Source organism: Klebsiella sp. DY2415, assembly GCF_026314315.1.
Taxonomy (GTDB): Bacteria; Pseudomonadota; Gammaproteobacteria; order Enterobacterales; family Enterobacteriaceae; genus Klebsiella; species Klebsiella ornithinolytica.
In genome coordinates this window covers 5,264,240-5,279,695 of the sequence record NZ_CP111115.1, presented here as the reverse complement: position 1 = coordinate 5,279,695, position 15,456 = coordinate 5,264,240, and the positions used below count along the sequence as shown (strand labels likewise).

At 55.3% G+C, this 15,456-nt stretch carries 8 protein-coding genes, 1 tRNA gene and 2 rRNA genes; 8 read left to right on the top strand and 3 right to left on the bottom strand.

Annotated features, from left to right (window positions below):
* Positions 1-60 precede the first annotated feature (60 nt).
* The 3 genes from OQV00_RS24975 to rrf all read left to right on the top strand — a co-directional run bounded on the left by OQV00_RS24975 (position 61) and on the right by rrf (position 3,468).
* A tRNA-Glu gene (locus OQV00_RS24975) sits at positions 61-136 on the top strand.
* Between the two features lie 219 nt (positions 137-355).
* Positions 356-3,259: ribosomal RNA gene (locus OQV00_RS24970) — 23S ribosomal RNA — on the top strand.
* A 93-nt stretch (positions 3,260-3,352) separates the two neighbouring features.
* A 5S ribosomal RNA gene (gene rrf, locus OQV00_RS24965) occupies positions 3,353-3,468 on the top strand.
* A gap of 153 nt (positions 3,469-3,621) precedes the next feature.
* Here the strand turns inward: rrf and OQV00_RS24960 are convergent.
* Entirely contained in the window at positions 3,622-4,065 is a 444-nt protein-coding gene (locus OQV00_RS24960) for an acetyltransferase (protein WP_099842579.1), read from the bottom strand.
* Positions 4,066-4,220: 155 nt separating this feature from the next.
* Between OQV00_RS24960 and metA the strand changes: the two genes are divergently transcribed.
* The 4 genes from metA (at position 4,221) to aceK (ending at position 10,256) form a co-directional block, all read left to right on the top strand.
* The gene (metA, locus tag OQV00_RS24955) at positions 4,221-5,150 is read left to right on the top strand and encodes a homoserine O-acetyltransferase MetA (RefSeq protein WP_004856375.1); all 930 of its coding nucleotides are present in this window, start codon (positions 4,221-4,223) and stop codon (positions 5,148-5,150) included.
* 260 nt (positions 5,151-5,410) lie between these two features.
* Positions 5,411-7,012, top strand: a complete 1,602-nt coding sequence (aceB, locus tag OQV00_RS24950; RefSeq protein ID WP_266279587.1) for a malate synthase A — start codon at positions 5,411-5,413, stop codon at positions 7,010-7,012.
* A 95-nt stretch (positions 7,013-7,107) separates the two neighbouring features.
* On the top strand, positions 7,108-8,412 hold the full coding sequence (aceA, locus tag OQV00_RS24945) for an isocitrate lyase (RefSeq protein ID WP_032718554.1): 1,305 nt from the start codon (positions 7,108-7,110) through the stop codon (positions 8,410-8,412).
* Between the two features lie 101 nt (positions 8,413-8,513).
* Complete coding sequence (gene aceK / locus OQV00_RS24940) at positions 8,514-10,256, top strand: bifunctional isocitrate dehydrogenase kinase/phosphatase (protein WP_004856382.1); 1,743 nt, start codon at positions 8,514-8,516, stop codon at positions 10,254-10,256.
* 9 nt (positions 10,257-10,265) lie between these two features.
* Here the strand turns inward: aceK and OQV00_RS24935 are convergent, their stop codons facing one another.
* Positions 10,266-10,679 (bottom strand): ASCH domain-containing protein, encoded by a 414-nt coding sequence (locus OQV00_RS24935; RefSeq protein WP_004856384.1) that lies wholly within the window; start codon positions 10,677-10,679, stop codon positions 10,266-10,268.
* 33 nt (positions 10,680-10,712) lie between these two features.
* Positions 10,713-11,540: a glyoxylate bypass operon transcriptional repressor IclR gene (gene iclR / locus OQV00_RS24930; RefSeq protein ID WP_004856386.1), complete on the bottom strand. Its 828-nt coding sequence runs from the start codon at positions 11,538-11,540 to the stop codon at positions 10,713-10,715.
* Positions 11,541-11,736: 196 nt separating this feature from the next.
* On the opposite strand from iclR, the gene metH reads away from it, so the two are divergent.
* A complete protein-coding gene (metH, locus tag OQV00_RS24925; protein WP_032718530.1) occupies positions 11,737-15,420 on the top strand; it encodes a methionine synthase in 3,684 nt (1,227 codons plus the stop codon).
* Positions 15,421-15,456 lie beyond the last annotated feature (36 nt).

The following is a 15,456-nucleotide window of genomic DNA, read 5'->3' as shown; positions in this document are numbered from 1 at the left end:
CTCACACAGATTGTCTGATGAAAAGTAAATAGCAAGGCGTCTTGCGATTGAGACTTCAGTGTCCCCTTCGTCTAGAGGCCCAGGACACCGCCCTTTCACGGCGGTAACAGGGGTTCGAATCCCCTAGGGGACGCCACTTGCTGGTTCGTGAGTGAAAGTCGCCGACCTCCATATCTCAAAACTGATTCTCAGGAATCACGTTTGAGATATTTGCTCTTTAAAAATCTGGATCAAGCTGAAAATTGAAACGACACACTGTTTCCTTTCTCCGTAATAAGAAAGGAAAAAGCGGTGTGTTCGAGTCTCTCAAATTTTCGCAACGCGGACTGTTTTACGAAACAGCTTCGGGTTGTGAGGTTAAGCGACTAAGCGTACACGGTGGATGCCCTGGCAGTCAGAGGCGATGAAGGACGTGCTAATCTGCGATAAGCGTCGGTAAGGTGATATGAACCGTTATAACCGGCGATTTCCGAATGGGGAAACCCAGTGCAATTCGTTGCACTATCGTTAAGTGAATACATAGCTTAACGAAGCGAACCGGGGGAACTGAAACATCTAAGTACCCCGAGGAAAAGAAATCAACCGAGATTCCCCCAGTAGCGGCGAGCGAACGGGGAGCAGCCCAGAGTCTGAATCAGCGCGTGTGTTAGTGGAACGGTCTGGAAAGTCCGGCGGTACAGGGTGATAGCCCCGTACACTAAAATGCACACGTTGTGAACTCGAAGAGTAGGGCGGGACACGTGGTATCCTGTCTGAATATGGGGGGACCATCCTCCAAGGCTAAATACTCCTGACTGACCGATAGTGAACCAGTACCGTGAGGGAAAGGCGAAAAGAACCCCGGCGAGGGGAGTGAAAAAGAACCTGAAACCGTGTACGTACAAGCAGTGGGAGCCTACTTGTTAGGTGACTGCGTACCTTTTGTATAATGGGTCAGCGACTTATATTCTGTAGCAAGGTTAACCGTATAGGGGAGCCGCAGGGAAACCGAGTCTTAACTGGGCGTTAAGTTGCAGGGTATAGACCCGAAACCCGGTGATCTAGCCATGGGCAGGTTGAAGGTTGGGTAACACTAACTGGAGGACCGAACCGACTAATGTTGAAAAATTAGCGGATGACTTGTGGCTGGGGGTGAAAGGCCAATCAAACCGGGAGATAGCTGGTTCTCCCCGAAAGCTATTTAGGTAGCGCCTCGTGAACTCATCTTCGGGGGTAGAGCACTGTTTCGGCTAGGGGGTCATCCCGACTTACCAACCCGATGCAAACTACGAATACCGAAGAATGTTATCACGGGAGACACACGGCGGGTGCTAACGTCCGTCGTGAAGAGGGAAACAACCCAGACCGCCAGCTAAGGTCCCAAAGTCATGGTTAAGTGGGAAACGATGTGGGAAGGCACAGACAGCCAGGATGTTGGCTTAGAAGCAGCCATCATTTAAAGAAAGCGTAATAGCTCACTGGTCGAGTCGGCCTGCGCGGAAGATGTAACGGGGCTAAACCATGCACCGAAGCTGCGGCAGCGACACTATGTGTTGTTGGGTAGGGGAGCGTTCTGTAAGCCGTTGAAGGTGGCCTGTGAGGGTTGCTGGAGGTATCAGAAGTGCGAATGCTGACATAAGTAACGATAAAGCGGGTGAAAAGCCCGCTCGCCGGAAGACCAAGGGTTCCTGTCCAACGTTAATCGGGGCAGGGTGAGTCGACCCCTAAGGCGAGGCCGAAAGGCGTAGTCGATGGGAAACAGGTTAATATTCCTGTACTCGGTGTTACTGCGAAGGGGGACGGAGAAGGCTATGTTAGCCGGGCGACGGTTGTCCCGGTTTAAGCATGTAGGCGGGAAGTTTAGGTAAATCCGGACTTCTTTTAACGCTGAGGTGTGACGACGAGGCACTACGGTGCTGAAGTAACAAATGCCCTGCTTCCAGGAAAAGCCTCTAAGCATCAGGTAACAACGAATCGTACCCCAAACCGACACAGGTGGTCAGGTAGAGAATACCAAGGCGCTTGAGAGAACTCGGGTGAAGGAACTAGGCAAAATGGTGCCGTAACTTCGGGAGAAGGCACGCTGATGGTAGGTGAAGTGACTTGCTCATGGAGCCGAAATCAGTCGAAGATACCAGCTGGCTGCAACTGTTTATTAAAAACACAGCACTGTGCAAACACGAAAGTGGACGTATACGGTGTGACGCCTGCCCGGTGCCGGAAGGTTAATTGATGGGGTTATCCGTAAGGAGAAGCTCTTGATCGAAGCCCCGGTAAACGGCGGCCGTAACTATAACGGTCCTAAGGTAGCGAAATTCCTTGTCGGGTAAGTTCCGACCTGCACGAATGGCGTAATGATGGCCAGGCTGTCTCCACCCGAGACTCAGTGAAATTGAACTCGCTGTGAAGATGCAGTGTACCCGCGGCAAGACGGAAAGACCCCGTGAACCTTTACTATAGCTTGACACTGAACATTGAGCCTTGATGTGTAGGATAGGTGGGAGGCTTTGAAGCGTGGACGCCAGTCTGCGTGGAGCCAACCTTGAAATACCACCCTTTAATGTTTGATGTTCTAACGTAGACCCGTGATCCGGGTTGCGGACAGTGTCTGGTGGGTAGTTTGACTGGGGCGGTCTCCTCCCAAAGAGTAACGGAGGAGCACGAAGGTTAGCTAATCCTGGTCGGACATCAGGAGGTTAGTGCAATGGCATAAGCTAGCTTGACTGCGAGCGTGACGGCGCGAGCAGGTGCGAAAGCAGGTCATAGTGATCCGGTGGTTCTGAATGGAAGGGCCATCGCTCAACGGATAAAAGGTACTCCGGGGATAACAGGCTGATACCGCCCAAGAGTTCATATCGACGGCGGTGTTTGGCACCTCGATGTCGGCTCATCACATCCTGGGGCTGAAGTAGGTCCCAAGGGTATGGCTGTTCGCCATTTAAAGTGGTACGCGAGCTGGGTTTAGAACGTCGTGAGACAGTTCGGTCCCTATCTGCCGTGGGCGCTGGAGAATTGAGGGGGCTGCTCCTAGTACGAGAGGACCGGAGTGGACGCATCACTGGTGTTCGGGTTGTCATGCCAATGGCATTGCCCGGTAGCTAAATGCGGAAAAGATAAGTGCTGAAAGCATCTAAGCACGAAACTTGCCCCGAGATGAGTTCTCCCTGACCCTTTAAGGGTCCTGAAGGAACGTTGAAGACGACGACGTTGATAGGTCGGGTGTGTAAGCGTAGCGATACGTTGAGCTAACCGATACTAATGAACCGTGAGGCTTAACCTTACAACGCCGAAGCTGTTTTGGCGAAGAGACGAAATGTTCAGCTTGATGACAGATTAAATCATCGCGCAGGAATGCGGGGTGAAACAGAATTTGCCTGGCGGCGATAGCGCGGTGGTCCCACCTGACCCCATGCCGAACTCAGAAGTGAAACGCCGTAGCGCCGATGGTAGTGTGGGGTCTCCCCATGTGAGAGTAGGGAACTGCCAGGCATCAAATAAAACAAAAGGCTCAGTCGAAAGACTGGGCCTTTTGTTTTATCTGTTGTTTGCCGGGAAACACTCACCGGGGCAGGAAAGCCCGCCATAAACGGCCAGACATCAAATCAGTCAGAAGCCCGTCCTCACGGACGGGCTTTTTGCGTTTTAACGCGCGTCATAACGCAAATGAAGCAGCGGATAGGGTCGGCCATGGTCGTCATGATCGGATCGCCCGCTAACCACAAACCCCATATTCGCGTAAAATCCTACCGCCTGCGCGTTCTGCTCATTCACGTCGGTTGTGAGTCGGGGGATCAATCCCAGAGCATACATGACTAACTGGCGACCCACGCCCATACCGCGAAAGTCAGGATCAACAAAAAGGGCTTCCAGATGCTGTTCGGACAGCAGCATCAATGCGCAGGGCCTGTCCTCATGCGTGGCCGCAACCCATAGCGGCGCCTGAGGAAAAAATGCGCACACCTGCCGCTCAATTTCCCTTCGGTCCTGCGCTGAAAGAAAGTGATGCGTTGCATCAACGGAACGGCGCCAGATTTCAATCAGTTGTTCGCTCTCATCGCTGCGCGAACGTCGAATCACTATATTCATGATATTTCCTTGCGATTAACCGCTGTATTCTATCCTGGAGATGGTTGAAACTTTCTCACCTTCCGCTTGCAGACTCGACATTTTCATTATTCCTGGTTATTGTTAGCTGTCTGGATGTCTAAACGTTTATACGTATGCTATGAGGTAATCAAGTTATGCCGATTCGGGTGCAGGACGAGCTACCAGCCGTCAATTTCTTGCGTAGTGAGAACGTCTTTGTGATGACGACTACGCGTGCAACAACTCAGGAAATTCGTCCGCTGAAGGTACTTATCCTTAACCTGATGCCGAAAAAAATCGAGACGGAGAATCAGTTCCTGCGCCTGCTTTCGAACTCTCCGCTGCAGCTTGATATCCAGCTTCTGCGCATCGATGCGCGTGAATCCCGCAATACGCCAAGTGAACACCTGAATAACTTCTACTGTAACTTCGACGATATTTGCGACCAGAACTTTGACGGCCTGATCGTCACCGGCGCCCCGCTGGGGCTGGTTGAATTTAATGATGTTGCCTACTGGCCGCAGATCAAACAGGTGCTGGAGTGGGCGAAAGATCACGTCACCTCTACGCTTTTTGTCTGTTGGGCGGTACAGGCTGCACTCAATATTCTGTATGGCATTCCTAAGCAGACCCGCGCAGAAAAAATTTCCGGCGTTTATGAGCATCATATTCTGCATCCTCACGCGCTGCTGACCCGCGGTTTTGATGACTCTTTCCTCGCCCCACACTCTCGCTACGCGGATTTCCCGGCGGCGCTGATTCGCGACTACACCGATTTAGAGATCCTGGCAGAAACGGAAGAGGGTGATGCCTACCTGTTTGCCAGCAAAGATAAGCGAATTGCCTTTGTGACCGGCCACCCGGAATACGATGCCAACACTCTGGCCAGCGAATATTTCCGCGATGTGGAAGCCGGCCTGAGTCCGGACATCCCGTATAATTATTTCCCGCAAAACGATCCGCAAAACAAACCGCGAGCCACCTGGCGCAGCCATGGAAATCTGCTGTTTGCAAACTGGCTTAACTATTACGTCTACCAGATCACTCCATACGATCTGCGGAATATGAATCCGACTTTGGATTAATCCTCCAGATAACGCGATCCTAAAGCGTTTCAGCATTTTGCCTCTGGCACCTTCGGGTGCCTTTTTTGTTTCCGAAATTCAACTCACGATAAAGAATAACTTTAATTTTAATGTTATCAGTATGTTGCGTGTTAATTAAATTAAAAATGGAAATTGTTTTTGATTTTGTAATTTTATTGAGTAGTCTTAATTGTGTTGAGCGAAAACCAGACAACGATCGTTCACTCGCGCCAACTGGATCAACCAATAGGAGCTACAAAATGACGCAACAGGCGACAATAACTGACGAACTGGCCTTCGGCCGGCCATGTGGCGAGCAGGAAAAGCAGATTTTAACGCCTGAGGCGGTGGAGTTTCTGACGGAACTGGTGAGCCGGTTTACGCCTGAGCGCAATAAACTACTGGCGGCGCGTATTCAGCAACAGCAGGCGATTGACGCAGGAAGACTGCCTGATTTTATTTCGGAAACAGCTTCCATTAGAAATGGTGACTGGACGATCCGCGGTATTCCCGCCGATTTACAGGATCGTCGGGTGGAAATCACCGGACCGGTAGAGCGCAAAATGGTGATTAACGCCCTCAATGCCAACGTGAAAGTCTTTATGGCAGATTTTGAGGACTCGCTGGCACCGGACTGGAACAAAGTCATTGATGGCCAGATTAACCTGCGCGATGCGGTAAATGGCACCATCAGCTACACCAATGAAGCCGGCAAGATTTACCAGCTGAAACCCGATCCGGCGGTACTGGTATGCCGCGTGCGCGGCCTGCATCTGCCGGAAAAGCATGTTACGTGGCGCGGTGAGTCGATTCCCGGCAGCCTGTTTGATTTCGCGCTCTATTTTTTCCACAACTACAAAAACCTGCTGGCAAAAGGCAGCGGTCCTTACTTCTATCTGCCGAAAACCCAGGCCTGGCAGGAAGCGGCATGGTGGAGCGATGTCTTCAGCTACACCGAAGATCGTTTTGCACTGCCGCGCGGCACGATCAAGGCCACGCTGTTAATTGAAACCCTGCCGGCGGTGTTCCAGATGGATGAAATTCTGCATGCGCTGCGGGACCATATCGTCGGTCTGAACTGCGGACGCTGGGATTACATTTTCAGCTATATCAAAACATTAAAAAACCATGGCGACCGCGTCTTACCCGACCGTCAGGTTGTCACGATGGATAAGCCGTTCCTCAGCGCCTATTCGCGTCTGTTGATTAAGACCTGCCATAAACGCGGCGCGTTCGCGATGGGGGGAATGGCGGCGTTTATCCCCAGCAAAGATGCTGACCGTAACCGCCAGGTCCTTGCCAAAGTTACCGCAGATAAAGAGCTGGAAGCGAAAAATGGCCACGACGGCACCTGGATCGCCCATCCGGGGCTGGCGGATACCGCCATGGCGGTCTTCAACCAGGTCTTGGGTGAACGTCCTAACCAGCTGTTCGTCAGCCGGGAAGAAGATGCGCCGATCGCCGCCGACCAGCTGCTGGCGCCCTGTGAGGGCGAACGTACGGAAGCGGGGATGCGCGCCAATATTCGCGTCGCGGTGCAGTATATCGAAGCCTGGATCTCCGGCAACGGCTGCGTCCCGATTTACGGTCTGATGGAAGATGCGGCGACCGCCGAAATTTCGCGGACCTCCATCTGGCAATGGATTCACCATCAGAAAACCCTCAATGACGGTACGCCGGTCACCAAGACGCTGTTCCGTCAGTGGTTGGCGGAAGAGCTGATGGTCATTCAGGAGGAGCTCGGCGAACACCGCTACAGCAGCGGACGTTTTGACGATGCCGCTCGCCTGATGGAACAGATCACCACCTCAGAGGAGTTAATCGACTTCCTGACGCTGCCGGGCTACCGCCTGCTGGCGTAATCAGCGGGCAATTTTGTTTGTCTTTTTGGCCGCGGCCAAACTGCTTTCACCGATAACGCCTGGGAAGCCAGGAGAAAATAATGGAGCATCTGCACATGAAAACCCGTACCCAACAAATCGAAGAATTAAACAAAGAGTGGACACAACCGCGTTGGGAAGGCATTACCCGCCCCTATAGCGCTGAGGACGTGGTGAAATTGCGCGGCTCGGTCAATCCGGAATGCACGCTGGCGCAGCTGGGGGCGGCCAAAATGTGGCGACTGCTGCATGGCGAAGCGAAAAAAGGCTACATCAACAGCCTCGGCGCATTGACGGGCGGGCAGGCATTGCAGCAGGCGAAGGCCGGGATCGAGGCGATTTATCTCTCCGGCTGGCAGGTGGCGGCGGATGCCAACCTCGCCTCCAGCATGTACCCGGATCAATCGCTGTATCCGGCAAACTCGGTACCTGCGGTGGTCGATCGGATCAACAACACCTTCCGTCGCGCGGATCAGATCCAGTGGTCGGCGGGGGTTGAGCCGGGCGATCCGCGCTATACCGACTATTTCCTGCCGATCGTGGCGGATGCCGAAGCGGGTTTTGGCGGTGTGCTTAACGCGTTCGAGCTGATGAAATCGATGATTGAGGCCGGTGCAGCGGCCGTTCATTTTGAAGATCAGCTGGCATCGGTGAAGAAGTGCGGCCATATGGGCGGCAAAGTGCTGGTGCCGACGCAGGAAGCCATTCAGAAGCTGGTCGCGGCGCGTCTGGCTGCGGACGTGATGGGCGTACCGACGCTGGTGATTGCGCGAACGGATGCCGATGCAGCCGATCTGATTACGTCTGACTGCGATCCGTACGATCGCGAGTTTGTCACCGGCGAACGCACCAGCGAAGGATTTTTCCGTACCCATGCCGGTATCGAACAAGCGATCAGTCGCGGTCTGGCCTATGCGCCGTACGCGGACCTGGTGTGGTGTGAAACCTCGAAACCCGATCTGGAGCAGGCTCGCCGCTTTGCCGAGGCGATTCACGCGCGTTTCCCGGGCAAACTGCTGGCCTACAACTGTTCGCCGTCGTTCAACTGGAAGAAAAATCTTGATGACAATACCATCGCCCATTTCCAGCAGTCGCTGTCTGATATGGGTTACAAATACCAGTTCATCACGCTGGCGGGGATCCACAGCATGTGGTTCAACATGTTCGACCTGGCCCATGCCTACGCACAGGGTGAAGGCATGAAACACTATGTTGAGAAAGTGCAGCAGCCAGAGTTTGCCGCCGCGTCGCAAGGGTACACCTTCGTTTCTCACCAGCAGGAAGTGGGGACTGGCTACTTTGATAAAGTCACCACGATTATCCAGGGCGGGGCTTCCTCGGTCACGGCGTTGACCGGTTCGACGGAAGAAGAGCAGTTCTGATTGCCGCCCGGTGGCGCTGCGCTTACCGGGCCTACGAAAGCGGTAGGCCGGATAAGCGAACGCGCCATCCGGCATGAGCGGATGCCGGATGGGGAAAAGCGATGACGCGTGGCCTGGAATTATTGATTGCACAAACGATTTTACAGGGCTTCGACGCGCAGTACGGGCGTTTTCTGGAAGTCACTTCAGGCGCGCAGCAGCGTTTTGAACATGCCGACTGGCATGCGGTTCAGCAGGCCATGAAGCAGCGAATTCACCTTTATGATCATCACGTCGGGCTGGTGGTGGAACAGCTGCGCTGTATTACCGAAGGCAAAAGCACCGACGTGGATTTTTTACTGCGGGTGAAAGAGCAGTACACGCACCTGCTGCCGGATTACCCTCGCTTTGAGATTGCGGAGAGCTTTTTTAATTCTGTCTATTGCCGGTTGTTTGACCACCGCTCGCTGACACCCGAGCGGCTTTTTATTTTCACTTCTCAGCCGGAACGCAGCTTTCGTTCCCTGCCACGGCCACTGGCAAAAAACTTCTTTCCCGATCGCGGCTGGGAGGTGCTGTTAAGCAAAGTTCTCACCGACTTACCCCTGCGCCTGCCGTGGCAAAACAAGGCGCGCGACATCGGCTACATTAGCGCCAGCCTGCAGGAGGCGCTGGGAAGCGAGATGTTATCCCGCTCCCACCTGCAGATCGCGAACGAACTCTTTTACCGCAATAAAGCCGCCTGGCTGGTGGGTAAACTGGTTACGCCGGTGGCAACCCTGCCGTTTTTGCTGCCACTCCATCGCAGCGAGGAGGGCGAACTGTTTATTGATACCTGTCTGACGACTCATGCCGAAGCGAGCATCGTGTTTGGCTTCGCCCGCTCCTATTTTATGGTCTACGCGCCGCTGCCCGGTGCGCTGGTTGAATGGCTGCGCGATATTCTGCCGGGTAAAACCACCGCCGAACTGTATATGGCGATTGGCTGCCAGAAGCATGCGAAGACGGAAAGCTATCGCGAATACCTGCAGTATATTGCCCGCAGCGATGAGCAGTTTATTGAGGCGCCGGGCATCCGCGGCATGGTGATGCTGGTCTTTACTCTGCCGGGATTTGACCGGGTATTTAAGGTGATCAAAGACCGCTTTGCGCCGCAAAAGGAGATGACCGCCGCCCACGTTCGCGCCTGCTATCAGCTGGTAAAAGAACATGACCGCGTCGGGAGAATGGCCGATACCCAGGAGTTTGAAAACTTCGTGCTGGAAAAACGGCAGATTGCCCCGGCGCTGATGGCGTTACTGCAGACGGAAGCCGGCGCAAAAATCACCGATCTAGGCGATCGCATTGCCATCAGCCATCTCTATATCGAACGCCGGATGGTCCCGCTGAATATCTGGCTGGAGCAGGTGAATGGCCAGGCGCTGCGCGATGCGGTGGAGGAGTATGGCAACGCGATTCGCCAGCTTGCCGCCGCCAATATTTTCCCCGGCGATATGCTGTTTAAAAATTTCGGCGTGACCCGTCATGGCCGGGTGGTGTTCTATGATTACGATGAAATTTGCTACATGACCGAAGTGAATTTCCGCGATATTCCGCCGCCGCGCTACCCGGAAGATGAGCTGGCGAGCGAACCGTGGTACAGCGTGTCGCCGGGCGATGTTTTCCCGGAAGAGTTTCGACACTGGCTGTGCGCTGACCCGCGCATCGGGCCGCTGTTTGAAGAGATGCATGCCGATCTGCTGCGGGCGGACTACTGGCGAGCGCTGCAGACGCGCATTCGTCACGGCCATGTGGAGGATGTCTATGCCTACCGTCGCCGTCAGCGTTTTTGCGTTCGCTACGCCGCGTTGCAGCAGGCGGGGTAGGCGTGCTTCTCAGGCCACCTCGATCACGGCGAACTCTTCAAAGACCAGCTCCATATCGGGCGACCAGCTGCCTTCCCGGGCAAAAAATGCCTGATGAGCCTGCTGCCAGTACGCCAGACTGAGATCGCCTTCCCCTTCCAGCGCGGCCAGTTCCGCGCTCATTTCATTAAAGCGGATGAGGCGTAGCGACAGCGTGCGTATGACGCAGACTGCTTCGCCCGCGCCGTTAAGCACAATATGTACCGCACCAGGCGTCACCGGGCGCTCCTCAGCCTGATAGCTGGCGAAAGAGCCGCAGGTGGCACGTTTTTTCCCGGCAATGACCAGAGAGGCCAGTTCATCGGCCATTTCTGGTGAATCGCCAAAAGACCAGCAGAAGGCCTGCGGGTACTTTTCCTGCCAGAACGCGAGCGGCTTGCTCATCATAGGGTCCTTTTATTGCTTTATTGCCGGAGGTTAGCGCATACCGCCGTAGGCCTGGGTTACCTCTTTCGCCGCTTTAATAACCAGCGCCCCCAGTTCGGTGACGCGATCGTCGGTCATCCGGGAAATCGGCCCGGAAATAGAGATTGCGGCAAACGGTTCGCGGTGTTCGTCATAAATACAGGAGGCGACGCAGCGTAAACCAAGGGCATGTTCTTCATCGTCAAATGAATAGCCGCGCTTGCGCGTCTGGGCTAAATCCTCTTTCAGATGGACCGGAGAGACCAGCGTGGCATGAGTATAAGCATGCAGTCCTTTGCGATGCAGCAGACCGGTGACCTGCTCTTCGCTGAGCTGTGACAGGAACGCTTTACCCGCGCCGGAGGCGTGCATCGGGAGCTTACCGCCGATCGGCGCCGACATGCGCATCAGCTGCGTACACTGCACCTGATCAATAATAATTGCCTGGTGATCGCTTTGATCGAGCACCGCCAGATTGACGGTTTCACCGGAATCTTCCATCAGCTGGCGCAGGATCGGGTGGACGATCGCCAGCAGATTGCGGCTTTGCAGAAAGCTGCTGCCGACCACAAAGGCATGTGCGCCCACGGACCAGTGGCCCAGCTCACCAACCTGGCGGACAAAGCCCAGCTGCTGCATGGTCGTCAGCAGACGATGGGTGGTGGAGTTCGGCAGTCCGGCCTGCTGGGCCAGTTCGGTCAGTGCCACGCTGCTGTGAGACTCAGCAATCCATTCAAGCAATTTTAATCCACGGGTGAGCGACTGAACCTGGCCGCCAGCCTGAGGGGCGGCGGGCGTCGCGGGTTTTCTGCCGCGCTTAGCGGGAACGGGAGTAGCCATCGCAGATTCCTTTTTTCTGTATCGTGGAAATAGTTTTCATTTTATTTGCCGGATTTGCAATCACAACCGGACTGATCGGAGGAGTGAAGCTGAACATGTCTCATATTGCCCGTCGTTCTCTTTTCCGCTCTGGTGCTTTATGCCAGTATGGTCCGTTGAGTTTTTTCGGTCTGGTTGAGCGTTGTCGGGAGCGAGTGTGAGCAGCAAAGTTGAACAACTGCATCAGCAGTTAAAAAAACGTATTCTGGTTCTGGATGGGGGCATGGGCACCATGATCCAGGGCTATCGTCTGAGTGAAGAGGACTTCCGCGGCGAACGCTTTGCCGACTGGCCGTGCGATCTGAAAGGCAATAACGATCTGCTGGTGCTCAGTAAGCCGGAGGTGATAACCGCTATCCATGACGCCTACTTTGAGGCGGGGGCGGATATCATTGAAACCAACACCTTTAACTCGACGACTATCGCGATGGCGGATTACCAGATGGAATCCCTGTCGGCGGAAATCAACTTTGTCGCGGCAAAGCTGGCGCGCGCCTGCGCCGATGAGTGGACTTCCCGCACGCCGGAAAAACCGCGCTACGTCGCGGGCGTGCTCGGCCCGACCAACCGCACCGCTTCTATTTCCCCTGATGTTAACGACCCGGCCTACCGCAATATTACCTTTGATGGGCTGGTGGAGGCTTACCGCGAGTCCACCAAAGCGCTGGTGGAAGGGGGCGTTGACCTGATTCTGATCGAGACCGTGTTCGATACCCTGAACGCCAAAGCGGCAATCTTCGCCGTGAAAGAGGAGTTTGAGGCGCTGGGCGTTGAACTGCCGATCATGATCTCCGGTACCATCACCGACGCCTCCGGGCGTACGCTCTCCGGGCAAACGACCGAAGCCTTTTACAACTCGCTGCGCCACGCCGATGCGCTCACCTTCGGCCTGAACTGCGCGCTGGGGCCAGATGAGCTGCGCCAGTACGTGCAGGAGCTGTCGCGCATTGCCGAATGCTATGTCACTGCACACCCCAATGCCGGGCTGCCGAACGCCTTTGGGGAATACGATCTGGACGCTGACACCATGGCGGCGCAGATTCGCGAATGGGCGGAATCGGGCTTCCTGAACATCGTCGGCGGCTGCTGCGGCACCACGCCGGAACATATCGCCGCCATGACGCGCGCCGTTACGGGCCTCGCGCCGCGCGTGCTGCCGGAGATCCCGGTCGCCTGCCGTCTGGCCGGCCTGGAACCGCTGAATATCGGCGACGACAGCCTGTTTGTTAACGTCGGCGAGCGGACCAACGTGACCGGCTCAGCTAAATTCAAGCGCCTGATTAAAGAAGAAAAATATAACGAAGCGCTGGACGTTGCCCGTCAACAGGTGGAAAGCGGCGCGCAGATTATCGATATCAACATGGATGAGGGGATGCTCGACGCCGAAGCGGCGATGGTGCGTTTCCTTAATCTGATCGCCGGCGAGCCTGATATCGCCCGGGTACCGATTATGATCGACTCCTCGAAATGGGAGGTCATCGAAAAGGGTCTGAAATGTATTCAGGGCAAAGGTATCGTCAACTCCATCTCGATGAAAGAGGGCGTAGAGGCCTTCGTTGAGCATGCGAAGAAGGTACGTCGCTACGGCGCTGCCGTGGTGGTGATGGCCTTTGATGAAATTGGCCAGGCCGATACCCGCGCGCGGAAAATCGAAATTTGCCGCCGGGCGTACAAGATTCTGACCGAAGAGGTGGGCTTCCCGCCGGAAGATATTATTTTTGACCCCAATATCTTCGCCGTCGCCACCGGCATTGAAGAGCACAACAACTACGCGCAGGACTTTATCGGCGCCTGTGAAGACATTAAACGCGAGCTGCCTCACGCGCTGATTTCCGGCGGCGTCTCGAACGTCTCCTTCTCATTCCGCGGCAACGATCCGGTTCGCGAAGCGATTCACGCCGTCTTCCTGTACTACGCCATCCGTAACGGCATGGATATGGGGATCGTTAACGCCGGCCAGCTGGCGATTTATGACGATCTGCCGGTGGAACTGCGCGATGCCGTTGAAGACGTGATCCTCAACCGTCATGCTGACGGCACCGAGCGTCTGCTGGAGCTGGCGGAAAAATACCGCGGTAGCAAAACGGACGACTCCGCCAACGCCCAGCAGGCGGAATGGCGTAGCTGGGACGTGAAAAAACGGCTTGAATACTCGCTGGTAAAAGGCATTACCGAGTTTATCGAGCTGGATACCGAAGAGGCGCGCCAGCAGGCCGCTCGTCCGATAGAAGTGATTGAAGGCCCGCTGATGGACGGCATGAACGTGGTCGGCGATCTGTTCGGCGAAGGCAAAATGTTCCTGCCGCAGGTGGTAAAGTCGGCCCGCGTGATGAAACAGGCGGTCGCCTATCTGGAACCGTATATTGAAGCCAGCAAGGAAAAGGGCTCCAGCAACGGCAAGATGGTCATTGCGACCGTGAAAGGCGACGTCCACGACATCGGTAAAAATATCGTTGGCGTGGTGCTGCAGTGCAATAACTACGAAATTATCGATCTTGGCGTGATGGTGCCGGCGGACAAAATCCTCAAAACCGCCCGCGAAGTGAATGCCGACCTGATTGGCCTCTCCGGGCTGATTACCCCGTCGCTGGACGAAATGGTCAATGTGGCGAAAGAGATGGAACGCCAGGGCTTTACGATTCCTCTGCTGATTGGCGGAGCCACGACGTCGAAGGCCCATACGGCGGTCAAAATCGAGCAGAACTACAGCGGCCCGACGGTCTACGTTCAGAATGCCTCGCGCACCGTGGGCGTGGTCTCGGCTCTGCTCTCCGACACGCAGCACGATGATTTTGTTGCGCGCACGCGTCGCGAGTACGAAACCGTGCGTATCCAGCACGCTCGCAAGAAACCGCGCACGCCGCCGGTGACCCTGGCTGCCGCTCGTGATAACGATCTGGCCTTTGACTGGGCCAGCTACACGCCGCCGGTTGCCCATCGTCTGGGCGTGCAGAGCGTGGAAGCGAGCATCGAAACCCTGCGTAACTACATCGACTGGACGCCATTCTTTATGACCTGGTCGCTGGCCGGCAAATACCCGCGTATCCTCGAAGACGAGGTGGTGGGCGAAGAAGCGAAGCGGTTGTTCCACGATGCGAACGAGATGCTGGATAAACTGAGCGCAGAGAAGACGCTGAATCCGCGCGGCGTGGTGGGGTTATTCCCGGCCAACCGGGTGGGGGATGATATTGAAATCTACCGCGATGAAACCCGCACCCATGTGCTGACGGTCAGCCACCATCTGCGTCAGCAGACGGAGAAAGTCGGCTTTGCCAACTACTGCCTTGCCGATTTTGTGGCGCCGAAGCTCAGCGGCAAAGCTGACTACCTCGGCGCGTTTGCGGTGACCGGCGGGCTGGAAGAGGACGCGCTGGCGGAAGCGTTTGATGCGCAGCACGATGATTACAACAAGATCATGGTCAAAGCCATCGCCGACCGTCTGGCGGAAGCGTTTGCCGAATACCTGCATGAACGTGTGCGTAAGGTCTACTGGGGCTACGCGGCGAATGAGAACCTCAGTAACGAGGAGCTGATCCGCGAAAACTACCAGGGAATTCGCCCTGCGCCGGGCTACCCGGCCTGTCCGGAGCACACCGAAAAAGCGGTGATCTGGGAACTGCTGGATGTCGAGGCGCATACCGGCATGAAGCTGACCGAGTCGTTCGCCATGTGGCCGGGCGCATCGGTTTCCGGCTGGTACTTCAGCCATCCTGACAGTAAGTATTACGCGGTGGCGCAAATTCAGCGCGATCAGGTGGAAGATTATGCCCGGCGTAAAGGGATGACGCCTGCGGAAGTTGAACGCTGGCTGGCGCCAAACCTGGGATATGACGCGGACTAGAAGGCGAGCAGTCACCAACCCGTCATCTTAGCTGAC